The 24,216-nt window shown below is 66.0% G+C and carries 19 protein-coding genes and 1 pseudogene; 4 read left to right on the top strand and 16 right to left on the bottom strand.

Annotation, left to right across the window (positions count from 1 at the left end):
• Positions 1–49: 49 nt before the first annotated feature.
• The 4 genes from B3T59_RS10990 to B3T59_RS10975 all read right to left on the bottom strand — a co-directional run bounded on the left by B3T59_RS10990 (position 50) and on the right by B3T59_RS10975 (position 6,563).
• Positions 50–1,243, bottom strand: a complete 1,194-nt coding sequence (locus B3T59_RS10990) for a lipase family protein (protein WP_064870755.1) — start codon at positions 1,241–1,243, stop codon at positions 50–52.
• A 93-nt stretch (positions 1,244–1,336) separates the two neighbouring features.
• Entirely contained in the window at positions 1,337–2,329 is a 993-nt protein-coding gene (meaB, locus tag B3T59_RS10985; RefSeq protein ID WP_049697335.1) for a methylmalonyl Co-A mutase-associated GTPase MeaB, read from the bottom strand.
• Entirely contained in the window at positions 2,329–4,623 is a 2,295-nt protein-coding gene (scpA, locus tag B3T59_RS10980) for a methylmalonyl-CoA mutase (protein WP_064870756.1), read from the bottom strand. Before scpA ends, meaB begins: the two co-directional genes overlap by 1 nt.
• Complete coding sequence (locus B3T59_RS10975; protein WP_064870757.1) at positions 4,620–6,563, bottom strand: methylmalonyl-CoA mutase family protein; 1,944 nt, start codon at positions 6,561–6,563, stop codon at positions 4,620–4,622. Before B3T59_RS10975 ends, scpA begins: the two co-directional genes overlap by 4 nt.
• A 127-nt stretch (positions 6,564–6,690) precedes the next feature.
• Between B3T59_RS10975 and B3T59_RS10970 the strand changes: the two genes are divergently transcribed.
• Entirely contained in the window at positions 6,691–7,401 is a 711-nt protein-coding gene (locus B3T59_RS10970; RefSeq protein WP_287003332.1) for a TVP38/TMEM64 family protein, read from the top strand.
• Positions 7,402–7,409: 8 nt separating this feature from the next.
• On the opposite strand, the gene B3T59_RS10965 is transcribed toward B3T59_RS10970, so the two are convergent.
• The 3 genes from B3T59_RS10965 to B3T59_RS10955 all read right to left on the bottom strand — a co-directional run bounded on the left by B3T59_RS10965 (position 7,410) and on the right by B3T59_RS10955 (position 9,957).
• Positions 7,410–8,636 (bottom strand): SPFH domain-containing protein, encoded by a 1,227-nt coding sequence (locus tag B3T59_RS10965; protein ID WP_376782649.1) that lies wholly within the window; start codon positions 8,634–8,636, stop codon positions 7,410–7,412.
• On the bottom strand, positions 8,637–9,065 hold the full coding sequence (locus B3T59_RS10960) for an NfeD family protein (RefSeq protein WP_287003331.1): 429 nt from the start codon (positions 9,063–9,065) through the stop codon (positions 8,637–8,639). It lies immediately after the preceding gene.
• Positions 9,066–9,126: 61 nt separating this feature from the next.
• A complete protein-coding gene (locus B3T59_RS10955; RefSeq protein ID WP_414652088.1) occupies positions 9,127–9,957 on the bottom strand; it encodes a DUF3097 domain-containing protein in 831 nt (276 codons plus the stop codon).
• A gap of 142 nt (positions 9,958–10,099) precedes the next feature.
• Here B3T59_RS10955 and B3T59_RS10950 point away from each other — a divergent pair, with 142 nt between their 5' ends.
• Positions 10,100–10,900 carry a hypothetical protein gene (locus B3T59_RS10950; RefSeq protein WP_287003329.1) on the top strand — a complete coding sequence of 267 codons (801 nt, stop codon included), beginning with the start codon at positions 10,100–10,102 and terminating at the stop codon, positions 10,898–10,900.
• A gap of 8 nt (positions 10,901–10,908) precedes the next feature.
• Here B3T59_RS10950 and B3T59_RS24600 read toward each other — a convergent pair.
• From B3T59_RS24600 to B3T59_RS10905, 9 genes and pseudogenes are all read right to left on the bottom strand, one after another.
• A pseudogene (locus tag B3T59_RS24600) lies at positions 10,909–11,124 on the bottom strand (SAM-dependent methyltransferase); the annotation flags it as partial.
• 156 nt (positions 11,125–11,280) lie between these two features.
• Positions 11,281–12,429 (bottom strand): ferrochelatase, encoded by a 1,149-nt coding sequence (locus B3T59_RS10940; RefSeq protein WP_064870762.1) that lies wholly within the window; start codon positions 12,427–12,429, stop codon positions 11,281–11,283.
• Positions 12,426–13,262, bottom strand: coding sequence for an NADH-dependent enoyl-ACP reductase InhA (inhA, locus tag B3T59_RS10935; RefSeq protein ID WP_005202835.1), 837 nt, complete (start codon positions 13,260–13,262; stop codon positions 12,426–12,428). The genes B3T59_RS10940 and inhA overlap by 4 nt, the downstream gene beginning before the upstream one ends.
• An 82-nt stretch (positions 13,263–13,344) precedes the next feature.
• The gene (gene fabG1 / locus B3T59_RS10930) at positions 13,345–14,082 is read right to left on the bottom strand and encodes a 3-oxoacyl-ACP reductase FabG1 (protein ID WP_064870763.1); all 738 of its coding nucleotides are present in this window, start codon (positions 14,080–14,082) and stop codon (positions 13,345–13,347) included.
• A 70-nt stretch (positions 14,083–14,152) separates the two neighbouring features.
• The gene (locus B3T59_RS10925; protein ID WP_049697523.1) at positions 14,153–15,130 is read right to left on the bottom strand and encodes a VWA domain-containing protein; all 978 of its coding nucleotides are present in this window, start codon (positions 15,128–15,130) and stop codon (positions 14,153–14,155) included.
• Positions 15,131–15,138: 8 nt separating this feature from the next.
• Positions 15,139–16,077, bottom strand: a complete 939-nt coding sequence (locus B3T59_RS10920; protein ID WP_287003328.1) for a DUF58 domain-containing protein — start codon at positions 16,075–16,077, stop codon at positions 15,139–15,141.
• Positions 16,067–17,296: an AAA family ATPase gene (locus B3T59_RS10915; protein WP_064870765.1), complete on the bottom strand. Its 1,230-nt coding sequence runs from the start codon at positions 17,294–17,296 to the stop codon at positions 16,067–16,069. Before B3T59_RS10915 ends, B3T59_RS10920 begins: the two co-directional genes overlap by 11 nt.
• Positions 17,297–17,458: 162 nt before the next feature.
• Complete coding sequence (locus tag B3T59_RS10910) at positions 17,459–18,991, bottom strand: NlpC/P60 family protein (RefSeq protein WP_064870853.1); 1,533 nt, start codon at positions 18,989–18,991, stop codon at positions 17,459–17,461.
• A 394-nt stretch (positions 18,992–19,385) separates the two neighbouring features.
• Entirely contained in the window at positions 19,386–19,970 is a 585-nt protein-coding gene (locus B3T59_RS10905; protein WP_064870766.1) for a DUF6676 family protein, read from the bottom strand.
• A 511-nt stretch (positions 19,971–20,481) separates the two neighbouring features.
• Between B3T59_RS10905 and B3T59_RS10900 the strand changes: the two genes are divergently transcribed.
• Positions 20,482–23,316 carry an aconitate hydratase gene (locus B3T59_RS10900; protein ID WP_064870767.1) on the top strand — a complete coding sequence of 945 codons (2,835 nt, stop codon included), beginning with the start codon at positions 20,482–20,484 and terminating at the stop codon, positions 23,314–23,316.
• A 13-nt stretch (positions 23,317–23,329) separates the two neighbouring features.
• The gene (locus B3T59_RS10895; protein ID WP_064870768.1) at positions 23,330–23,908 is read left to right on the top strand and encodes a TetR/AcrR family transcriptional regulator; all 579 of its coding nucleotides are present in this window, start codon (positions 23,330–23,332) and stop codon (positions 23,906–23,908) included.
• Positions 23,909–24,216 lie beyond the last annotated feature (308 nt).

Raw genomic sequence — 24,216 nt, 5'->3', positions numbered from 1 at the left:
TGAGCGGGACGCAGTCTTTGTAGATCGTTGTAGCGCTGACGCGCTGCGATCAGGCCGTCGGCCAGCGGAGCCCTTCGGACCATGCCAGCGCGTTCGTTTCCGCGTAGACACCGACGCCGTGGCCGGCCTGGTAGGTCCGCAGATCGACATTGACGCCGTTCGCCTTCGCGCGGTCAACCCACCGCTGTGTCAGCGGCGCGAATGCCACCGGATCGAGTGCGCCCTGCTGGAGCAGAATCGGTGCTGGATAACCCTTTTCGGGGACGTACGTCACCGAGCGCAAAGCCGGGATCAGCGGACCCTCGTTGAACGGCTTCGCAACGAGTTGCCCGACGGTCATCCCCTTTGTCGCGCGACCCTGATTCGGGTAGCACAGCGTCTGCGCGTCTTTCACGACCTTGCGCCCCTGCGGGGTCAGGTAGGAATCGACGTCCACATCGGGTCGCGCGACCTTGAGTCCCGCGAGCACGTACGAGAAGTAGGTGACGTAGTCGGGCACCTCGACCGGCGGAACGCCCGGTCGGATCGCCGAGAAGTAGTCGGCGATGTCGACGGGCGGTGAGGTCGCGGCGACACCGACATTGGTCAACTCGGGAGCGTACGACGGCGTGAGATGACCCGCCCACAACGCGGCGTGTCCACCCTGCGAACCACCCGTGGACACAAAGCCCTTCGAGGTCTGCACTCCGGTGAACTGTGGGGTCACGACGCGCGCCGCGCGAACGGAATCGAGGATGTTCTTGCCTGCGATGTCGCCGTCGAGGTAGGCGTGCACACCGGGGCCGCCGATACCCGCGTACTCGGTCGCCGCGATGACATAGCCCTTCTTGAGCCACGGACCAAGCCAGGAGTCGTAGCGCCCCTGATGCCCCATGCGGTCGGTGACGGTGCAGTCGTCGCCGAGGCCCGCGGTGCCGTGACCGTAGGCCAGGACGCGATAGCCATCCTTCGGTGCGGCGACCGCGGGAATCATGATCGTGGCACGCACGGGCACGAGCGTGCCGTCACTCTGCGGCGAAAGGTAGGTCACGGCAACAACTTTGCCCGCACCTGCGACCTTCGCGTCCGGCCTGTCGGTGATGTCCTCGGCGCTGAGCACCGTGCCCGCGGTGGCAGGCGCTGCAGCAGCGGGGGTTGCGGTGAGCGTGGGCACCAACCCGATCACCACCGCGACGAGTACGGATACCACCGACCCAAGCATCGCGGCGAAACGACGCCGCGGGATCCTGGCCAGAGAACGCATGAGACCGCCTTCCTTACAGACACGGCGCCCGACATTAGGCGACCCTAAGCAACGTAGCAGGTCATCTGGGTCTCGCCGTCGATGGCCCTTCGGTCACCGACGATCGAAGGAGGCGAGGATTTCCTGCGCAGCCAGGGCGGGCGTCAGGTCGCCGGATCCGACACGCGCTTCGACGTCACTGCGGATCCCGGCGACCTCCGGGCTGGCCGCCAGGCGATTGAGCAACTCGTCGCGCACCATCGTCCACGTCCAGTCGATCTGCTGGCGGCTGCGCCTCGCGTCGAACTCGCCCGCGTCGACCAGCACGGAATGATGGCGCTCGACGGCCTGCCAGAAGTCGTCGACGCCGGTGTTCTCGAGTGCGCTCATCGTCAGGACGGGTGGCACCCACAGCGCGTCGTGCGGATAGATCAGCTTGAGCGCGTTCTTCAGTTCGCGCGCAGCCCCTTTGGCCTCGGTCAGATGCGAGCCGTCGGCCTTGTTCACCACGATGACGTCGGCGAGTTCGAGCACGCCCTTCTTGATGCCCTGCAGCGAATCGCCTGTCCGCGCGAGGGTGAGGAACGTGAAGGTATCGACCATGTTGGCGACGGTCACCTCCGACTGACCGACGCCGACCGTCTCGACGAGCACGACGTCGAATCCGGCGGCCTCGACGAGCACGATGCTCTCGCGGGTTGCCTTCGCGACGCCACCGAGTGTGCCCGACGTCGGAGACGGGCGGATGTAGGCGTCGGGGTGCACGGCGAGCGTGCCCATGCGTGTCTTGTCGCCGAGTATCGAACCACCCGTGCGCGTCGACGACGGGTCGACTGCCAGAACCGCGACGCGGTGGCCCTGCTCGATGAGGTGCATGCCGAGCGCTTCGATCGTCGTCGACTTGCCGACGCCGGGCACACCGGTGATCCCCACGCGAAACGACTTCCCGGCATGCGGGGTGAGCGCCAACAGCAACTCCTGTGCCGCCGCACGGTGATCCGGTCGCGTTGACTCGACCAAGGTGATCGCCCTCGCGAGATCGGCGCGACGATCACCGAGCACACCGTCGGTCAGCGCCTGAACATCAACCCGACGTTGCACTCCCATTAACCGGCAGCCACCTCTGGCAACTCGATGTCGAGGCTGCTTGCGAGCTTGGAGATCAACTCGACGGCGGAATCGGCGATCACGCTGCCGGGCGGGAAGATGGCGGCCGCACCTGCCTCGTAGAGCTCATCGAAATCGCCCGGCGGGATGACGCCGCCGACGACGATCATGATGTCCTCGCGACCGACGTCGGCCAACGCCTGACGGAGCGCAGGTACCAGGGTGAGGTGACCCGCCGCCAACGATGACACCCCGACGACGTGGACGTCGTTGTCGGCAGCCTGCGCGGCGACCTCTTCCGGCGTGGCGAACAGGGGGCCGACGTCGACGTCGAAGCCGAGGTCGGCGAAGGCGGTCGCGATCACCTTCTGTCCGCGATCATGGCCGTCCTGACCCATTTTCGCGACGAGCACGCGGGGTCGTCGACCCTCCGCCTCCGCGAAACGTCGAACGATGTCGGTCGCCGCGTCGATGTTGCTCACGTCGCCTGCCTCATGCCGGTACACCCCGCTGATGGTCTTGATCTGCGCCTGATGGCGACCATAGACCTTTTCCAGGGCGGCCGAGATCTCGCCGACGGTCGCCTGATGACGTGCCGCCTCGATCGCGAGAGCCATCAGGTTGTTGTCCAGACCACCCGAGGTGTCGGTCGACGCGGCGGCGCGGGTGAGATCGGCAAGTGCAGCATCGACCGCGGCCTGATCGCGTTGTGTCCGAAGCCTTTTCAGCTTCTCGAGTTGCTCGGCCCGCACCTTGGAGTTCTCGACCTTGAGGACCTCGATCTCCTCGTCGTCGTCGACTCGGTACTTGTTCACGCCGATCAGTGGTTGCTGCCCGGAGTCGATGCGCGCCTGTGTGCGGGCGGCGGCCTCCTCGATGCGGAGTTTCGGCAGACCCTCGTTGATGGCCTGCGTCATGCCGCCGGTCTCCTCCACCTCCGCGATGTGGCGACGAGCCTTGTCGGCGAGTTGCGCGGTGAGCCACTCGACGTAATTCGACCCCGCCCACGGATCGATGGGACGCGTGGTGCCCGACTCCTGTTGGAGCAGTAGCTGCGTGTTGCGGGCGATCCTGGCCGAGAAGTCGGTCGGCAGAGCGATGGCCTCGTCGAGCGCGTTGGTGTGCAACGACTGCGTGTGGCCCTGCGTCGCAGCCATTGCCTCGACGCAGGTGCGTGCCACGTTGTTGAAGACGTCCTGCGCCGTCAGCGACCATCCGGAGGTCTGCGAGTGTGTGCGCAGCGACAGCGATTTCGGGTTTTTGGGGCTGAACTGCGCCACCAGCTCACTCCACAGCAGCCGTGCGGCGCGAAGCTTGGCGACCTCCATGAAGAAGTTCATGCCGATGCCCCAGAAGAACGAGAGTCGGGGCGCGAACTTGTCGATGTCGAGGCCGGCCTCGATGCCTGCGCGGATGTACTCGACGCCGTCGGCAAGCGTGTAGGCGAGTTCGAGATCGGCTGTCGCTCCGGCCTCCTGGATGTGATAGCCGGAGATCGATATCGAGTTGAACTTCGGCATCTTCGCGCTGGTGTAGGCGAAGATGTCGGAGATGATCCGCATGGAGGGCTTGGGCGGATAGATGTAGGTGTTGCGGACCATGAACTCTTTGAGGATGTCGTTCTGGATGGTCCCGGCCAACTTCTCCGGCGGCACACCCTGCTCTTCGGCGGCAACGACATACAACGCCAGGATGGGCAGCACGGCGCCGTTCATCGTCATCGACACCGAGACTGCGCCCAGGTCGATGCCGTCGAAGAGCTGACGCATGTCGAGGATCGAGTCGATCGCGACGCCCGCCATACCCACGTCACCTGCGACGCGCGGGTGGTCGGAGTCGTAGCCGCGGTGGGTTGCGAGGTCGAAGGCGACCGACAAACCCTTCTGCCCGGCCGCCAGGTTGCGTCGGTAGAAGGCGTTCGACTCCGCGGCCGTCGAAAAGCCCGCGTACTGACGAATCGTCCACGGCTGGTTCACGTACATCGTGGGGTATGGACCCCGGATGAAGGGGGCGGCGCCGGGGATGGAGTCGAGCGGATAGGGGTGCTCGGCGTCGCGGGTGACGGCGTCGCGGTCGGCCCGGGTGTAGATGGGCTTGACGTCGATCTGTTCGGGTGTGCTCCAGATGACCTGCTCCGTCGTGTAGCCATTTGCCGCTGCGAGCGTGTCGATCGCGTCGGCGACATCCGACGACCCCGCGGTGGCCGCGAAATCGCCTGCGCCGTCGAGATCGACGTCGGCGAAGCTACCGATGGTTCCCGTCTGCTGCGTACCCGTCTGCTGTGTTTCGGTCATGCCGAGGCTCCCGAGGTGTTCGACCCGGCCGGGGTCGATGTGGTCAGCGTGTCAAAGAGATCGTTCAGGGTGGCGACGGCGTCGATACCGACACGGAGCGACCCGTCGGGCTTCGCCTGCGCTTCGGATTCGGTTGCAGGCCACTCCTTTTCAGGGCCGGCGAGAAGCACATTGCCGATTCCGGCCGCGCGTGCCGCCGCAAGTGCGGCAGGCCCGTCGTCGGCATAGCGCTGCTTGGTTCCACAGATGACCGCGATCGGGGTGTCGGCCGCCGTTGCGAGGTCGGCGATGTCGTCGGCGGTCACCGGTCCGGGGTTGATGACCGCGATACCGCCTGCGGCAAGGAGGTTCGCCACGAAAGTGGTACGACCGTTGTGTTCTGCGACGCTCCCTAGCGGCAGCAGCAGCACCGTCGGACGACGTCCGGTGTCGGCGAGCGCGGCGTCGGATCGGTCGCGCAATTCCTCGAATGCACGTCCCACCCGTGCGAGCCGCGGACCGCCGGTCGCGAGGGCGGTTGCGTCTGCGGTGTCGGGGCCGAGCGGCTTCTCGTCGAGGTTGGGGAATTCGCTCACGCCGGTGACCGGCTTACGCCGGTGCGCCACCTCAACGTCGCGTCGTGCCAGGGATTCGCCGATACGGTCGGCGACCCAGTCCGACGAGAGTGCGGCGCGGTAGCCACCGGCCGCTTCGATGTCGGTGAAGACCGCCCACGCGTTGGATGCGAGGTCGTCGGTGAGGCTTTCGACAAACCACGAGCCGCCCGCCGGGTCGAGGACGCGGCCGACGTTCGATTCCTCGAGAAGCAACAGTTGGGTGTTGCGGGCGATACGTCGGGTGAACGTCGACCCCGACGTACGCTTCGATGCAGGCAGCGCGGCATCGTAGGGCAGGACGCTCACCTGGTCGGCGCCACCGACACCCGCGCCGAATGCCGCAACCGTGCTGCGCAGCATGTTCACCCAGGGATCCCGCTGGGAGTACATCGAGAGTGCTGTCACCGCGTGGGTGAGCGCACCACCGACCTCCGGCGCGCCGACGACACCGGCCACGCGCGCCCAGATCTTACGCAGCGCACGCAGTTTAGCGATGGATGCGAACTGGTCGTCGTCTACCGACACACCGAACGACACCTGGGTCAACGCCTGCGCCGGGGTCAATCCGGCGTCGGTGAGGTCACGCAGATGTGTGAGGGCCGCTCCGACGATGAGCGCGATCTCGAGGCCGTTGTCGGCGCCTGCGGTGGCAAAGTCGGCACCGTCGACGCGGAACGCACGCAGGGCGGGGTCGGGATTCGAGACTGCCAGCGCCGTGGCCTGCGCCGCGTCCACGGTCGGTCGGCCGCTGTACGCCGCAGTCAACGGCGAGAGTCCCAGCGAATGCGTGGTGCCGACCGTGGGTGCGGTGGTCACCGGCGGCTCCGGCGCGCCCGCACGGATCGCAGCGAATGCCTCGGCCGCCGCGATTCCGTCGGCCCCGGCGTCGAGCGTCACCGGCGCGAGATCGAGATAGACGCCGTCGAGCACCGTGGCGAGGTCATCGGCTGCCACAGCCCCGCCGACCGCGATCCACAGGCCGCTGGTGCCGTTGTTCATCGCCTCGAGGATCTCGGTGTTGACCGCCGCTGCGTCGACCGTCGGGTCGTCGCCGAATCGTTCGGTGACTCGCCAACCGGCCGTCACATCGCGCGCGGGATCTGCACCTCGAACGAAGGGAAACGCCCCGGGCAGTCCGGGCTCGGGGGTTTCGTCCTTGCGGGTGTAGAGCGGCCGCACCGTGAGGCCGTCGGCTGTCGAGGTCGACAGCAGGGCTTCCGGAGTATCGGGAAGGTCGGCGACGTCGACACGTCGCGACTTGGCGAGCACCGCAGCCGCCGACTCCGACCAGTGTTGGTAGGCCTCGTCGAGTGCCGGGTCTGACTGCACAGGCTGATCATTCATGTGGTCTGGCTAACCTCCGTGATGCTCCTGTTGGGCGCGTAACCGAACCTTAGCCGATCGTTCGCTCGGTCGGGTAAGCGCTCCATGGAAGCAGTTCGCCACAAGGGACGACGAGTAGAGTTACCCGGTGCCCTCAGAGACCGTGTCCCCGACGCCTACACAGGATGTCGGGGACCGTGCGGCACGCAGACGTCTGGTCCGCAACGCGGTCATCGCGTTCATCGCGGTGTGCGCTGTGCTGGTCACGTCGTACCTGGTCCCCGTGCCGACGGTCGCGAGCGTCCGTAGTTGGGGCGAGGACCTCGGACCGGGGTTCGTCTGGGTCTTCTTCCTCGCGTACGCGCTCGTCACCGTATTTCCCATCCCCCGCACCGTGTTCACGGTGTCCGCGGGCGTGCTGTTCGGGCCCGTCGTCGGACTCATCGGCGCACTAATCTCGACCGCAGTGGCCGCGACGCTGGGATTTCTGCTCGCACGGTGGGCCGGACGTAATCGGATCACGCCGTTTCTGCATCGTCCTGTCGTCATGACAATCGACAAAAGACTCGCCGCCAGGGGTTGGCTGGCGATCGGATCGCTGCGATTGATCCCGATCTGTCCGTTCTGGTTGTTGAACTGGTGCGCCGGGCTCTCGTCCGTGCGGCTACTCCCCTACCTGACCGCGTCGGTCATCGCGTCTGCGCCGGGCACCGTCGCGGTGGTCCTGCTCGGTAATGCCCTCACCGGCGAGCGCAATCCTCTGCTCATGCTCTTGAGCGCGACCTTCTTCGCCGTCGGGGTCATCGGACTGATCGTCGACGTCCGACTACCGGTACGCGAGCAGTCGACCACTGCGTAAGCGCGGCCTCACTCGGTTCGCAGCGCCTCATCGTCGGCCGTCGTAGCGGGAGACGCGGTGTCGGCCAAATCGTTCGCGGCAGGTTGGGGCTCGGCGTACGGCAGCGACGACCGCACGGGACGCGCAGTCACCTCGGGGGCGACCGGCGTACGCGCGACAGCCTCGGCCTCCGCAACCGCCTGCGCGACCTTGGGGTCTGATGCGAGGGAGAACCAGTCCTCCGTCTCGGCGTCGTCGACCTCCGGGGTTGATTCGTCGTGGTTGGGCTCGTACCGGAACACTCCGTCATCACCCTGCTGGGCGAACGACCTCGCGAATCCCTGCAGCGCCGACCCGAAATCGGTGGGCAGCACCCAGACCTTGTTCGCCTCACCCTTGGCCATCTCCGGAATCTGCTGAAGGTACTGATAGGCGAGAACCTCGGGCGTCGGCTTGCTCGACTTCACCGCCGCGAAGGTCTTCTCGATGGCCTTCGCCTCGCCCTGCGCCTGCAGGTAGACCGCCGCGCGATCGCCCTGCGCGCGCAGGATCCGGGACTGCCGGTCGGCCTCCGCGCCGAGAATCGCAGCCTGCTTGGCGCCCTCCGCCGCGAGGATCTGGCTCTGCTTGTTACCTTCGGCCGTCTTGATCGCCGACTCACGCTGGCCCTCGGCGGCGAGGATCGTCGCGCGCTTCTCCCGGTCGGCCTTCATCTGCTTCTCCATCGACTCCTGGATCGACGGAGGCGGCATGATCGACTTCAGTTCGACGCGAGCCACTCGCAAGCCCCACCTGCCGGTCGCCTCGTCGAGGACACCACGCAGCTGCCCGTTGATCGAGTCACGAGAGGTCAGCGTCTCCTCGAGAGTCATGCCACCGACGACGTTGCGCAACGTGGTGATGGTGAGCTGCTCGACACCCGCGATGTAGTCGTCGATCTCGTAAACCGCCGACCGCGGGTTGGTCACCTGGAAGTACACGACCGTGTCGATCGACAGGGTCAGGTTGTCCTCGGTGATCACCGGCTGCGGCGGAAACGACACGACACGTTCACGGATGTCGACCCGTGCGCGAATGCGATCGATGAACGGCAGCAGGAGCGTCAACTGACCGGAGACGGTTCGCGTGTAGCGACCGAGCCGTTCGATCACCGCGGCCTCGGCCTGCGGAATCAGTGCTACCGATTTCGCCAGGACCACCACAACGAGGAGCACCAGCAGGATCACCACGGCCAGGCCGATGTATTCCATTGCCATTCATCCCTTCCAGACGACAGCGGTCGCGCCGTCGATCTGCACGATCGTCACATGCTCGCCCGGCTCGATGGTCTCGGCCGGATCCATCGAGCGCGCCGACCAGATCTCGCCGCCGATCTTGACCCGGCCGTCGCTGCCGTCGACCTGCTCGGTCACGATGCCGCGCTTACCCTCGAGCGCCTCGGTATTGGTCAGCACCCGTGGGCGACTCAACATGTGGCGCTTGGCAATCGGCCGCACCAGAGCGACGAGGAGGATCGACACCACGGCGAAGACCACGCCGTCGACCCATATCGGCGGGTCGAACGCGGCGTCGACTCCCGCGGTCGCAAGAGCCCCACCGCCGAGCATGAGAAGGACGAGATCGCCACTGAAGATCTCTCCGATCAGCAGCACGACCGCGGCGGCAAGCCAGATCAGTGCGCTCATATATTCATTGTGCCAGAACGAATCCGACAAACCGGACGTCGAGCAGAACTGCGTAGCCCGATCAGTCGTCGTCAGGTGCGAGTGTCACGAAGTCGATCAGCTCTTCCACCGACCGTAGCAACGGGACCTCGAGATCGCGAAAGTCGTTGACGCCGGCCAGAACTCGACGCCAACCATCCTGCGGAGTTCCCCACCGCAGGCGGGCGCAGATGCCGCTTTTCCAGTCTTCACCGCGCGGGACATCGGGCCACGCGGCGATGCGTACCGACGACGGTTTCACCGCCTGCCAGACGTCGATGTAGGGATGTCCGCACACCAGCACGTTGTCACCGACTTCTGCCGTCAGCCGTTCTTCTTTGGAGCCGGCAACGAGATGATCGACGAGGACGCCGACCCGCCGATGCGGTGCCGGACCGAACTCCGCCAGCGCGGATTCGAGATTGTCGAGTCCGTCGAGGCTCTCCACGACGACGCCTTCGGCGCGGAGGTCGGCGCCCCATACGCGCTCGATGAGCGTGGCGTCGTGCACACCCTCGACGAAGAGTCGACTCGCCCTGGCTTGCCGTGCACGTTGTTGCGGCAGCGCCCGCGATCCGGACGCGGTGCGTGATGGGGCCTGCGGCCCGCGGGTCCGTGGCCGCACGAGCGTCACCGGCTTGCCGTCGATGAGAAACGCCCCCGGCAGCATCAGGAACACGCGCGACTGTCCATGACGGTCCTCGAGTCGCACGAGATCTCCGGAGTAGCTCTTCTCCAGTCCGATGACGGCACCGCAGAAGCCTGTTGTGGCGTCCTCGACGACCAGGTCACGTTCGGCCGCCACCTCGGGTGGTCGCGGCTTGGCCCGGCGCGGCGTCGCCAGCACGTCTCGTCCATATCGATCGTCGCTCACCCCGGACACGCTAAGGGCAGACCGGACTCGCTGGGCGTCGCCACGCCGGGCACCCCGTGGACGTGTTGGAGTCGACGCGACCTACGCGTGTGAGGTCGGTGCGCGCAGCGCGCGTGAGCAGCCATCGGTATCGTGATTCCTCGTGACCAGTACCGACCACACCGTGACGCGAGCGTGGCCCGCATGCGCGCTCGGTGGCTGGGCCGCGGCGTGGCTGGCAGGCCGATGCTCACCCGACGATGTGGCTGACACACTCGCGATCTTCGCCGATCACCATCTGATTGACGACCATACCGACCACCCACGCGTCGGCGACGACGGCGTTCTCGGACTCCTCGCCCTCCTCCGTGGTGCCACGGCGATGTCGGTGCGACTGCCGTCAGCGGGCGACCCGCACGGACTGCCCCCGGGACCTGCCACCTCTGCGTCTTTCGCAGCGGGTGAAGTGTTGCTGGTCGACGATGAGATCGGAAAGCGCGCAGGTCCCCTCGCGCTCGTCCCCGACCTCGATGCCGACGTATGCCGGTGGTCTGTGTACCGCTACTCCGCCCCGCTGCCCGCGGACCCATCGGCACCCGTCGGAGAAGTGGAATATCAACTGCGGCAATCGGTCTCGGAGGCAGCGGCCCTGGCGACCCGGGTCGGCTCGCGCGCAGGTAATCCTCCCGCCGACCTGCGCGGCTCCGTCCGCGCGCTCACGCTGCGCAATCAGGTCGACCTCCCGCCCCACGACGACACCCGTGCGAGCAGAGTGATCGATACCGCCGCTCAGATCGAGGCAATCGTGACCGTCGCCGGTCGAGGTGACGTCACCTTCGGCGCGACGTCGAACGAATTGCATTCCGGCGACGGCGAATTACGACGCCTGGTCTCGCTTGCCCGCGCCGCACGCGGCGCCGCGGTCAATCGGGTCATCTCCGAGTACGTACCGACGATCCCGTAAAGCCGTCGTCAGCGTCGGCGTGCCTCGATGAGGTGACGTGTGGAGTGGGCGACGAACGGCCCCTCCCGCTGGATCTGCTCGTGTAGTTCGCGAAGCCGGCCCCGATATCCGTCCACCGTGAATCCGGGGACCCACCACACAATCTTTCTCAGGAGATAGATCACCGCGGCGACGTCGAAGATCTCGATGCGGAGTCGGGCGGTGCGAAGATCGAAGACCTCGAGCACGCGCGTAACCCCACGGTGGGCGTTCCTCGGTTGCGCGTCCGTCCAACCACGAGAAATCCCAACCCGACACGTCGGCGGCCGCGCCGTCGGCCACGAGGTCGGTGAACGACGTCGCGACCGCATCGTCGTCTACCTCCGACCCCGACCCCACTGCTAGGCCCGCTGGGGTCGGCGCACCGGGACGCAGCAGTTCGGGCGGCACGTCGCACCGTTGTCGGCGCACCCGAGTGCCCGCAGGTCACCCCCGCCGTCGGCGTAGCGGTCGATGAGGTCGGCGATCATCGTGATGAAACGCGGATCGGTTCCCACGCTGTCGGCACGCGCGTACTCCATCCCGAGTTTCTCGGCGACTTCCGCGGCCTCGTTGTCGAGGTCCCACACCACCTCGAGGTGATCGGAGATGAATCCGACGGGACTCACCACCACTCTGGAAACGCCTGCCGCAGAGAGTGATTCGAGGTGGTCGCAAATGTCGGGCTCGAGCCACGGGATCTGTGGCGGGCCAGACCTCGACTGCCAGACCTGGTCGACATCGGACTGCGCTGCACCCGCGAGTGCCTCGGCGACGGCGTTCGACGCCGCGCGCACCTGCCGTGAGTAGAGCCGACCGCCACCGGCTGCGATGCCTTCACCATTCGTGGTGTCGCCGGTGCGCTCGGCGGTGTCGTCGACGGGCCCGGACGCCGCGTCGGCCGACATCGGTACGGAGTGCGCGGTGAAGACGAGATGAGTGGGCGTGTCCGAAGCGGGCAGCGAAGCCACCGCGCGACGTACCGCGTCGGCGCCGGCGTCGACGAAAGACGGCTCGGCCCAGTACTGCGGGAGCTTGCGAAGCAGCAACGGGTCGTCAGCCGAAGCGGGGACGCGGGCGGCGAGAGCGTCGAGGGCGCGGGCGATGTCCTCGTGATACTGACGGCATCCCGAGTAACCGCCCCAGGCGGAGGTCGGGAACACGAGCACCCGCCGATGACCGTCGGCGTACATCTGCTCGACGGTGTCCTCAACCATCGGCTCCCAGTTGCGGTTGCCGAAGTAGACCGGAAGGTCGCGTCGCCGTCGCGCGAGTTCGGCACGCAACGACTCGATCATGTCCAGGTTGAGTCGATTGATCGGCGACACCCCACCGAAGTGGTAGTAGTGCTCGGCGACGGCCTCCAGTCGCTCACGCGGGATGCCTCGACCGCGCGTGACGTTCTCGAGGAATGGCATCACCTCGTCGGGCCCGTTGGGTCCGCCGAACGAGAGGAACAGCACGGCGTCGAATGCCGTGCTGTTCTGTGTGCTCGAGCTCTGCGAAGTCACTCGCTGAGGAAGTTCTCCGGGAACCAGGTGTTGTGGCTGGCTCCGCCGTCGACGTACACGATCGAGCCCGTTGTGCCGGGCAGCCAATCGCTGAGCAGGGTGCACACACTCTTACCGACCACTACCGGATCGTTGACGTCCCAACCGATGGGCGACGCGCCGTCCCAGTAGGTGTTGAGCATGGTGAGCTTCTTGGCGTCGTCGGTGGCTGTACCCGAAATCGCCTTGGCTGCAAGCGTTTTGATAGGGCCGGCGGCGACGAGGTTGGAACGGATCTTCTTCGCGTAGCCGACCTCGCGTGCCACGTAGCGGTTGACCGACTCGAGGGCGGCCTTCGCAACGCCCATCCAGTTGTAGTCCGGCAGCGCGGTCCGCGGGTCGAAGTCCATGCCGACGATCGAACCGCCCTCGTTCATCACGGGCAGCGCCGCGCGAGCCAGCGAGGCGTAGCTCCACGCCGAGATCTCGAACGACTTCGCGACGTCGGGACCAGGACCGTCGAGGAAGGGCACGGCGTCGGGACCCATCAGCGTCTTCGGTGCGAACGCGATCGAGTGGACGAGGCCGTCGACCCCCTCGGGTGCGAGTTCGCGCACCTTGTCGGCGAGCTCGCCGAGGCTCTGTTCGTCGGTGACATCGAGCGGAATAGCGGGCGGCACCTCCTGCGGGAGGCGCTTGGCGATGCGGTCGATCAGTCGCAGTCGCTCGGGGATGCCGGTGATGATCACCTTCGCGCCCTGCTCCTGCGCGACCTTGGCCGTGCTGAACGCGATTGACGCGTCGGTGATGATGCCGGTGATGAGGACGGTCTTTCCGTCCAGGATTCCGCTCACAGTGCTGGGCTCCTCTGCGGGTAGGCGTGTCTGTGGATGGTGTCTGTGCGTGTGAGGCTGGGGGGTGTGCGGCTGAGGGGGTCTAGTGGCCCATGCCAAGGCCGCCGTCGACGTTGATCACGTTGCCGGTGACGTAGGCCGAGTCGTCGGACGCGAGGAAGCTGACCACTGCGGCCACTTCTTCCGGCTGCCCCATGCGCTTGGCCGGGATCGCCTGGTCGACGGCCGTCTTGGTGTACTCCTCGGGCAGCGACCGGGTCATGTCGGTGTCGATGAGGCCGGGTGCGACGACATTCGCGGTGATGTTGCGTCCGCCGAGCTCGCGGGTGACCGAGCGGGCGAGGCCAACCAATCCGGCCTTCGACGCCGCGTAGTTGGCCTGCCCCGGGGTGCCCATCAGCGCGACGACCGAACCGAGGTAGATGAACCGACCCCACCGCTTGCGCAGCATGTCGCGTGTCGCGGCCTTGGTGACACGGAATGCGCCCGTCAGGTTGGCGTCGACGACGTCTTCGAAGCTTTCGACGCTCATCCGCATCAGAAGGGTGTCTGCGGTGATACCCGCGTTCGACACGACCACCTCGACCGGCCCCTGGTGCTCGGCGACCTCTTTGAACGCGGCGTCGACGGATGCGGTGTCGGTGACATCGCACGTCACGCCGAACAGGCCCTCGGGGGCGCCGGAGCCGCGGTGGGTGACGGCGACCTTGTGACCGTCCGCGGAGAGCCGGCGAGCGACCGCGAGACCGATGCCGCGGTTGCCTCCGGTCACGAGAACCGAACGCGAGACACGGCTGGGAGATTCATTGCTCTGCGACATGGGTTACAAACCTATCGGTTGCGAGTGCGTGTGACGTCGGCAGGGTCGATGCGGTGATGATCGCCGACGATCAGGGTAATCGCTGGTTGATGAGCATCGCACCGCCCGCGGCGAGGATGACGAAAATCGTGCCGGCGAGCAGCCATGGCCACGAATCGTCGCCCTTGCGGTACTCGTAGCCGATCTCCTCCTGCAGGGTGCTGTAGACCTTGTTCAGCTCATCGAGACTCGACGCCGTGAAGAACCGGCCGCCGCTGAGGTTGGCGATCTTGCGCAGCGACTCGTCGTCGACCGGAACCGGAACCTGATCGCCCTCGAGATCGACGGTTCCTGTCGAGGTACCGAACGAGATCGTGGACACCGGGATCTTCTCCTCTTTCGCCTTGCGGGCGGCGGTGAAGGCTCCGCGCGGGTCGTCCGGGTCGTCTGGCACGGTCTCTTTACCGTCGGAGAGCAGCACGATGCGCGCGGGTGGTGCGCCCTCGTCTCCGCCGAGCACCGCGTTGAGCGTCTGGATCTGCTGCAGAGCGGCGAAGATTCCCTCACCGGTCGCCGTCTTGTCGGCGAGCTGCAACTTGTCGACCGCCTGCTTGGTGGCGTCGTGGTTGGGCGTCGGGGTGACCAACGTCGACGCCGTACCGGCGAACGAGATCAGTCCGAGGTTGATGCCGTCGGTGAGGTTGTCGGCGAACTGTTTCGCCGCCGACTGTGCCGCCTTGATTCTCGACGGTGCGACGTCGGTGGCGTTCATCGAGCGCGACACGTCCATCACCAGGATCACCGTCGCCTTGTTCCGCGGGATCTTGCGGTTGGCCTGGGGTCCGGCGACTGCGACCACGAGCAGCACCAACGCCAAGAGCAGCGCGACCATGGGTGCGTGGCGCAGCCAACGCTTCCACCGCGGCTCTGCGGGCACTATGCGGTCGAGCATCTCGGTGTTGGCGAACTGCAATGCCCGCTGGCGCCGCATCCGGAGCATGTACCAATAGCCTGCGCCGAGAGCGGCGACGAGGACGAGCGCGAGCAACCACCATGGGTGCGAGAACACTGTCGTCCTCACCCAACCCCGGCGGCGAGTCCGCGGCGACGACGCCCCACGAACTTCACCATGTCGTTGATCCAGTCCCGGTCGGTGCGCAGCGACAACACGGGCCCGCCACAGCCACGGATGGTCCGATGCACCTTCTGCTGGTGGGCTCTGGCTGCGTCGGCGAAGTCGCGACGCAACGACTCGGTGATCGTGACCTGCCTGATCTCACCCGACTCGGCGTCGGCGAGTGTGACGTCGCCGATGGGTGGCAATTCCAGATCGCGTGGATCGAGAACCTCGATCGCCAGGAGTTCGTGATGGGCGCCGATCGCGCGCAGCGAGCGCTCCCAGTCGATCGGACCCAGGAAGTCGCTGATCACGACCGCCAGTCCGCGACGCCGCTGCGGTCGGCGCAGCGCTTCGAGTCCTGCCTTGAGATCGCCCCGCACGCCGGGTTCCGCGCGACGGGTGGTGGCGATCGTCTTCAGCAGACCCAGGTCGTGGGCACGCCCGGCGTGGGCGGGTACGCGGACGACCTTGTCACCGGTGCACACCACCGCGCCGTGGCGATTGCCACCACCGGAGGTGAGATGCACGATGGCTGACGACGCGGCCACCGCGAGCTCGCGTTTGGTGTGGGCGACGGTGCCGAAGTCGAGGCTCGCTGACGCGTCGACGACGAGCCAGGTCTCGAGCTCGCGGTCGGCGATCATCTGTCGGACATGGGGTTGGGTCGTACGGGCAGTGACCGACCACTCCATCCGGCGGATATCGTCGCCGGGCTGGTACGGCCGTGCCTCTCCCGGTTCGGAACCCGGTCCCGGAATCAGTCCCTGGTGTTCGCCCTGCAGCACGCCGTCGAGCTTGCGGCGCACCGTCAGTTCGAGTGACTTCAGCGCTGCCGAGAGCTGCGGTTCGTCGAGCAGGCCTGATTCGAGCGACGGCAGTGTGCTGTTAGCCGCCATACCGCGCTGACGTCTGGTTGGCCGGCCCCGCCGGGTAGCGGCCCTGCGCCCCGTTCACCGGCTGTACCTGTTGCGGCTGCTGCGGGTTCTGACCGGGTGCGCCGTTCACGCCCGGGGCCTGTGGTCCGACGCCGGGCTGACCCGGCATCGCCTGCATAGGCGGCGACTGCTGCTGCACGGGCTGTGTACCCACCTGCGGCAATCCGATGGTCTGCAGGATGCGGTTGATGATCTGGTCGGCTGTGACCTCGTCGGCGAGAGCGTCGTAGCTCAGCACCAGACGGTGACGCAGGACGTCGGGGATGAGCTCGACGATGTCGGCGGGGATCACGTAATCACGGCCGCGGACCAGTGCCAGCGCGCGGGCAGCGGCAACGATGCCGAGCGTCGCGCGCGGTGAGGCGCCGTAGGACAACCAGGAATCGACGTCGTGCAGACCGAGTTCGGCGGGACGTCGGGTCGCGTTGATGACACGGACGACGTAGTCGACCAAAGCATGGTGGACGAACACATTGGCCGCGGTCTCCTGCAGCCGGATCGTCGTCTCCGGATCGAGGATCTGCGCCGCGCTCGGTGGCACATTGCCCATCCGGTAGACGATCTCGCGCTCTTCCTCGACCGACGGGTAGTCGACGAGGATCTTGAACAGGAAGCGGTCGCGCTGCGCCTCGGGTAGCGGGTAGACACCCTCGTTCTCGATGGGGTTCTGCGTCGCCATGACGAGGAACGGGCTCGGCATCGGATAGGTGGTGCCGCCGATCGAGACGTGCCGCTCGGCCATTACCTCGAGAAGAGCCGACTGCACCTTCGCCGGTGCGCGGTTGATTTCGTCGGCGAGGAGGAAGTTCGCGACAACCGGGCCCAGCTCGGTGTCGAACTCCTCACGGCCCTGGCGGTAGATGCGCGTTCCGAGCAGGTCGGTTGGCACGAGGTCTGGCGTGAACTGAACGCGGGAGAAGCTGCCGCCGATGACCTTGGCGAACGTCTCGACCGCGAGCGTCTTGGCCACACCGGGGACACCCTCGAGGAGGATGTGCCCGCGAGCGAGCAGTCCGACGAGGATGCGCTCGACGAGCTGATCCTGGCCGACGATCACACGCTTGACCTCATAGATCGCACGTTCCACGAGCTTCACGTCGTCGTCGCTGAGCGTCACCGCTCCCCCGCCCGAGTTCGACGCGGCGTGCGCCTGCTCAGTGTTCGGATGCGAAGAGGTCAACCCCTACTCCTAAGGTTCGTCCGGATCCCGGCGCAGCCGCGTTGTGCCTTCGCAGAATCGGTTGCCGACATGATTGCAAGCCAGCCTAGCCGTGCGTCCTGAAAACGCACCAAGAAGGTCGTTCGGATGGCGCGGCATCACGGCATCCGGCTCGGTGCGGAATCAGAGCAGGCGCACCACGTTGGGCATCGCGCCCGCCGTCCGCAGCGGCGACACCTTGACGACGTCGCCCGACTGCCGCGCCTCGACCATCTTGTTGTCGCCGAGGTAGAGCGCGACATGCTCACTCGCATTGGGTCCGTAGAAGATCATGTCGCCACGCTGCATCTGCGCCAGCGGCACCTGGGGACCCGATGTGTACTGGTAGCCCGTGTAGTGCGGAAGCTGGATACCGACGCCGCCGAACGCGTACATCATGAGACCCGAGCAATCGAAGCCGACCTTGTTGTAGTCGCCGTAGCTGTCGGCAACACCACCGTCGCGGATACCGAGGGTGGGACCGTTGGCGTCACCACCACCCCACGCGTAGGGCACGTTGAGCTGCGAGAGCGCGCGGTTCACCACGATCTCGACGGCCTGAGGGCCACGCAGACCAGGACGCACCGGCCCACCGCCACCCGAGGAGCTGCCGAACAGCGTGCCGAGACTGCCGGAACCGAGCCTGCTGGCGATGCTGTCAGCACCGGAGGAGCCCAGCGACGCACCCCCGAGGCCGAGTTCGTCGAGGAGTTCCGAGTGCGGGATCTGCGCCTGGCCGACCATTGCCGCGAGCGCCTTCTGGCCAAGGTCTCCCGCGAGACGAGCGGCGGCCTCCGCGGCCACCTGAAGCGCTTGGTTGTCACTCGTCCCTTCGACCTGAGTCGCGCCGGGCGCGCTCGGACGAGGTCCCGGGAGTCCTGGGATTCCGGGGAAGAGTCCCGACAACAGGTCGGTCGGCGCGGGAGCGTCGACCTTCTTGGGTGTTGTGACCGTGCCGCGTAGCTTGTCGAGTTTCTGCTGGACCGAGTCACGTTGAGTCACGAGCGAATTGCGACGCTGCTGTTCGTTGACCATTGCCGACCGGGCTTCGCGTACGGCGGCAAGGGCGTCGTTCTTGCGCTGCTCCGCGCCCGAGGTGGCAAGCGCCGCCTGCCGTTTGAGAGCTTCGAGCGCCGACACCCTGTTGGCTTGTTGGTTGCGGGCCACCTGCAGGCGACGGATTGTGTCCTGCTGGTTCCGGGCGAGCCGGTCGAGCGTCGACATCCGCTCGAGCACCCTGTCGGGATTGTCGGAGGACACGTATTTGGTCATCGAACTCGACGTGGTGCCATTCCGATAGACATCACGGATCAGTGCATCGAACGATTTCTGGGCGTCTTTGGCAGCACGGTTGGCTTTGGTGAGAGAGTTCTCGGCGCCGGATGCCGCCTGGGTGGCCAGCTGCTGCGCCGCGATCGAGTTCTGATAATCGGCAAGCGACCTGTTGGCGTTCTCCTGGCGAACGGCGACCGCTCCGTCGAGATCCTTGATGTTCTGATTTGCCGTCGCGATCTGATTGATCAACGTCGACACCGCGCTCGTCGGCTTTTTCGGCGCCGTAGCGCCGGGAGCGGCCAATGCCTGGCCCGCACCCATTCCGCTGAGTATCGCGACCGCAAGTACGGCCCCTAGACGTGCGAATCGCGGCCTACCCCGCCCCGGGGTACCACGAGCCACACCGGTGGTCACTCGCCTCACGTGAAACTCCTCGCCCTCGCCGGCGATGTCATGCCTCGAGTCGCACCGTCTCGAGTCGCACGCATCTCCATGTCCGAACACAGGGTGCACGTCTTCCCCAACCAACCAACGTGCATCACCTACCACATGTGGTGCAATGGATACTAACAGCAACACAAGCGACATGAGAACCGTACGTCACATCGGACACACGAGAAAACCGCTGCAACGAATTACATAGGGGTGATTACCTGGGAAAATGCCGTGAACAGCCCAAAGGGTGACATGACTTGCCAGGTATCGAATTGGCAACAGAGCGTCGAACGACGACGAGACCCGGTTGTGCCGTACGACCCGGGTCCGAGCTTCGCGAGGTTGGTTGGTGCAGCCGGTCTCAGCGAGCGGACGACTCAGTAGCCGACACCACGTCGTCACCCGACGTCGACTCGGCTGATCGCGGCGGTTGTGCAGCCGGTTGCGCGACCTCACCGCGGCGCCGACGCGCACGTACGGTCCGCACACGGGCGAGCACGGCACCGATGATCGTCACGACCACCAGGAGAAGCGTCACGAGCGTCCAGTCGATCTGCGGCGACGTCAGTTCGTCGTACATCTGCGTGGCGGCGACGGACGGATTCTGCAGCGTCAGGTCGTCCATGGCCTGCTCCTGCACCACGCGACTGAAATCGGCCGACGAGCTACCGACCGAGTTCGGGCCGATGACCAGTACGGTCCCACCGACCTCGGACTGCAACTGGGTGGCGATGTCGCGGTAGTAGGTGAAGTTCGGCTGCGGCACGGTCAGAACGACCACGTTGAGGTCGTGCCCGTCAGACTCGGCGCGGGCCACGAGGGCGCGAAGCGCTGGTTCCTGATCGGCGGGTGCGGCGACGTGGTCGGCAAGCAGCTCTTGCCGCAGGGCCGTCATGTCGACATTCGCAGGAATGATCGCGGGGTAGCCCTGTGGACCTGGACTCATCGGCTGTACCCAACTTTCTGTTCTGCTCGAAACTGCGTGCACCTACCGCATGCTCCGAACCACATGCGTGCTGCCACGACAATCCTGCCCAATGGGTCGTCACGGCCGGGGACCCACCCCCGCGTGTCACCGGGGAAGGTTTCGCAGCCATTAAATGTCGCCGACGCGCACACGACCGCGTGACCCTCGCCTCGTGCCATGCGACAGAATGGAGGATGCTGTAGGTAGGCGGTAAACGGGCGTGTCGCGTGTTGTAAACAGTACAGCCGTACTGTTAGGATGACACGGTGACCACGGCGGCCCCGTGGCCGCCCCGCGAGGGCAGGGAGGCATCGGTACCACCCACCGGCGCCACCGACAGCACTCGAACACCCGGCGCAGCCCGTCGGGTCACGGTCGGAGTCGACGAGCGGCGTTCGTCGACGAGCCGGCCAAGCAGTCCACGTGCGCACACGTGAGACGTCGAACGACGCCGACGCAGCCCGTCGGCACGAGGAGAGTGGATTAAGTCGTGAGTATCAATTCCTTTGGCGCCCAAGGCACCCTCGAGGTGGGCGACAAGTCGTATGAGATCTACCGGCTGAGCGCTGTCAAGGGAACCGAGAAGCTCCCTTACGCACTCAAGGTCCTCGCCGAGAACCTGCTTCGCACCGAAGACGGCGCGAACGTCACCAAGGACCACATCGAAGCGATCGCCAACTGGGATCCCTCGGCCGAGCCGAGCATCGAGATCCAGTTCACCCCGGCTCGCGTCATCATGCAGGACTTCACCGGCGTTCCCTGTGTGGTCGACCTGACCACCATGCGCGACGCGGTCAAGGAACTCGGCGGCGATCCCGACAAGGTCAACCCGCTCGCACCCGCCGAGATGGTCATCGACCACTCCGTCATCATCGAGGCCTTCGGCAACGCGCAGGCATTCGAGCGCAACGTCGAGATCGAGTACCAGCGCAACGAAGAGCGCTACAAGTTCCTCCGCTGGGGCCAGGGCGCATTCGACGACTTCCGCGTCGTGCCGCCGGGCACCGGCATCGTGCACCAGGTCAACATCGAGCACCTCGCCCGCTCGGTCATGGTTCGCCCCAACTCCGAGGGCACCGAGGTCGCCTACCCCGACACCTGCATCGGCACCGACTCACACACCACGATGCAGAACGGTCTCGGCGTGCTCGGCTGGGGCGTCGGCGGTATCGAGGCCGAGGCCGCGATGCTCGGCCAGCCGGTTTCGATGCTCATCCCGCGCGTCGTCGGCTTCAAGCTGACCGGTGCGGCCAAGCCGGGCGTCACCGCGACCGACGTCGTGCTGACCATCACGGAGATGCTGCGCAAGCACGGCGTGGTCGGCAAGTTCGTCGAGTTCTACGGCAACGGTGTCGCCGAGGTCCCGCTGGCCAACCGCGCCACGATCGGCAACATGAGCCCCGAGTTCGGCTCCACCTGCGCGATCTTCCCGATCGACGGCGAGACCATCAACTACCTGAAGCTCACCGGCCGCAGCGCGGAGACCCTGGCCCTCGTCGAGGCATACGCCAAGGAACAGGGCATGTGGCTGGAGAAGGACGCCACCGAGCCGCAGTACTCCGAGTACATCGAGCTCGACCTGTCGACGGTCGTCCCGTCGATCGCAGGCCCGAAGCGCCCGCAGGACCGCATCGAGCTCTGGGATGCCAAGAACGCATTCCGCAAGGACATCCACAACTACGTCGAAGAGGGCAACACGCCCGCCTACAACGGTGTCGACGAGTCGAACGCGGAGAGCTTCCCCGCCTCGGACTCCCCCGCCATCGATCCCAATGGCGCAAAGCTCTCGTTCGCCGATGACGGCTACGAACCCGCCCACAACGCCAGCAAGGGTGCTGAGGGTCGGCCGTCGAAGCCCGTCAAGGTGTCGTCGACCGAGCGTGGCGACATGATCCTCGACCACGGCATCGTGACGATCGCGTCGATCACGAGCTGCACCAACACGTCGAACCCGTCGGTCATGCTCGGCGCCGGCCTGCTCGCCAAGAAGGCCGTCGACAAGGGCCTGACCTCCAAGCCGTGGGTCAAGACCTCGATGGCCCCCGGATCGCAGGTCGTGACCGGCTACTACGACAAGGCGGGCCTGTGGCCGTACCTGGAGAAGCTCGGCTTCTACCTCGTCGGCTACGGCTGCACCACCTGTATCGGTAACTCGGGCCCGCTGCCCGAGGAGATCTCGAAGGCGATCAACGACAACGACCTGACCGCGACCGCGGTGCTCTCGGGTAACCGTAACTTCGAGGGTCGTATCAACCCCGACGTGAAGATGAACTACCTCGCGTCACCCCCGTTGGTCATCGCCTACGCACTCGCGGGCACGATGGACTTCGACTTCGAGTCCGATCCTCTCGGCCAGGACGAGAACGGCAACGACGTCTTCCTCAAGGACATCTGGCCGACCAACGAGGAGATCGCGCAGACCATCTCGAACTCGATCAGCCCCGAGCAGTACGCCGAGGACTACGCCGACGTCTTCAAGGGCGACGAGCGCTGGCAGAGCCTGCCGACCCCCGAGGGCAAGACCTTCGACTGGGACGACGAGTCGACCTACGTGCGGAAGCCTCCGTACTTCGACGGCATGAAGCTCGAAGCCGATCCGGTCTCCGACATCAAGGGCGCCCGCGTCCTCGCCAAGCTCGGCGACTCGGTGACCACCGACCACATCTCCCCCGCCTCGACGATCAAGCCCGGCACGCCCGCCGCGCAGTACCTCGACGCGCACGGTGTGGCTCGCAAGGACTACAACTCGCTGGGTGCCCGCCGCGGTAACCACGAGGTGATGATCCGGTCGACCTTCGGCAACATCCGCCTGGCCAACCAGCTCGTCGACGTCACCGGTGGCTACACCCGCGACTTCACGCAGGAAGGCGCTCCGCAGTCGTTCATCTACGACGCCGCGCAGAACTACGCGAAGGAGGGCACCCCGCTGGTCGTGCTCGGCGGCAAGGAGTACGGCACCGGTAGCTCGCGTGACTGGGCCGCCAAGGGCACCAGCCTGCTGGGCGTCAAGGCCGTCATCACCGAGAGCTTCGAGCGCATCCACCGCTCGAACCTCATCGGCATGGGCGTGATCCCGCTGCAGTTCCCCGAGGGCGAGTCGCACAAGTCGCTGGGCCTCGACGGCACGGAGACCTTCGACATCACCGGCATCGAGGAGCTCAACAACGGCACCACGCCGAAGACGGTGCACGTCACCGCCACCAAGGAAGACGGCTCGAAGGTCGAGTTCGACGCCAAGGTGCGCATCGACACACCCGGTGAAGCCGACTACTACCGCAACGGTGGCATCCTGCAGTACGTGCTCCGCAACATGATCAAGAGCTGACAGGGCGATAGCAGTGCCCAAGGTCAGTGATGACCGCCTTGCCGCGCGTCGTCGGGAAATTCTCGACGGCGCGCGGCATTGCTTCGCCGAGTACGGCTACGACGGAGCGACGGTCAAACGCATCGAGGAGTCGACAGGACTCTCTCGCGGTGCGATCTTTCATCATTTCCGCGACAAGGAGGCACTCTTCCTCGCGCTCGCGCGGGAAGACGCCGAACGCATGGCCGACGTCGCGGCAGAGCAGGGCCTTGTTCAGGTCATGCGCGACATGCTCGCGCGCCCACAGGATTTCGATTGGTTGGGCACGCGGCTGGAAATCGCCCGCAAGCTCCGCACCGACCCGACGTTCCGGTCGGCATGGCTGGAACGCTCAGCCGAGTTGGAGAAGGCGACTCTCGACCGCCTCGAACGCGGCCGTGAGACCGGCCGACTGCGTGACGATGTCCCCACCGACGTTCTGCTCGACTACCTCGACCTCGTCCTCGACGGGCTGATCACCCGATTGGCGTCGGGACGTCCTACCGACGACCTGGCGGCAGTTCTCGACCTCGTGGAGGCATCCGTGCGCTCGCGCGCCACTGCGGAGTCATGAGATCCCTTGCCGTGCAAGGAAGTCTGCGGATCTCTGGGCAACGAGTTCCCAATTGTCGTCGATCACCAGTGAGTGACCGGCGCCGGGAATCTCGACGAGTTCGGTCGCTGACGGATTAGTGCGTTGCTTTGCTAACGCCGCTCGAGTCATCACGGCTGGCGCGATATGGTCGCTCTCGCCGGTGATCAAGAGCATCGGGCCTCGCTCGGGATTGCGCTTTGCCACCTTGGTTCTGCTTCGTGACGCCGCGCTGGTCGGTGTCTATCTCGATGGCCACGGCGTGATGAGAGCTTGTCAAGATGTTTGTG

This window comes from Gordonia sp. UBA7860 (assembly GCF_002500165.1).
GTDB classification, from domain to species: domain Bacteria; phylum Actinomycetota; class Actinomycetes; order Mycobacteriales; family Mycobacteriaceae; genus Gordonia; species Gordonia sputi.
This window is presented reverse-complemented; position numbering and strand designations above follow the sequence as displayed.

What these genes read in the sequence shown, in the direction of transcription:
- B3T59_RS10975 (WP_064870757.1), bottom strand. Translation starts at nt 6,563, where the DNA reads ATGAATGATCAGCCTGTGCAGTCAGACCCGGCACTCGACGAGGCCTAC.
- B3T59_RS10990 (WP_064870755.1), bottom strand. Translation starts at nt 1,243, where the DNA reads ATGCGTTCTCTGGCCAGGATCCCGCGGCGTCGTTTCGCCGCGATGCTT.
- scpA (WP_064870756.1), bottom strand. Translation starts at nt 4,623, where the DNA reads ATGACCGAAACACAGCAGACGGGTACGCAGCAGACGGGAACCATCGGT.
- B3T59_RS10960 (WP_287003331.1), bottom strand. Translation starts at nt 9,065, where the DNA reads ATGAGCGCACTGATCTGGCTTGCCGCCGCGGTCGTGCTGCTGATCGGA.
- B3T59_RS10920 (WP_287003328.1), bottom strand. Translation starts at nt 16,077, where the DNA reads ATGGCGGCTAACAGCACACTGCCGTCGCTCGAATCAGGCCTGCTCGAC.
- B3T59_RS10905 (WP_064870766.1), bottom strand. Translation starts at nt 19,970, where the DNA reads ATGAGTCCAGGTCCACAGGGCTACCCCGCGATCATTCCTGCGAATGTC.
- fabG1 (WP_064870763.1), bottom strand. Translation starts at nt 14,082, where the DNA reads ATGTCGCAGAGCAATGAATCTCCCAGCCGTGTCTCGCGTTCGGTTCTC.
- meaB (WP_049697335.1), bottom strand. Translation starts at nt 2,329, where the DNA reads ATGGGAGTGCAACGTCGGGTTGATGTTCAGGCGCTGACCGACGGTGTG.
- B3T59_RS10965 (WP_376782649.1), bottom strand. Translation starts at nt 8,636, where the DNA reads ATGGCAATGGAATACATCGGCCTGGCCGTGGTGATCCTGCTGGTGCTC.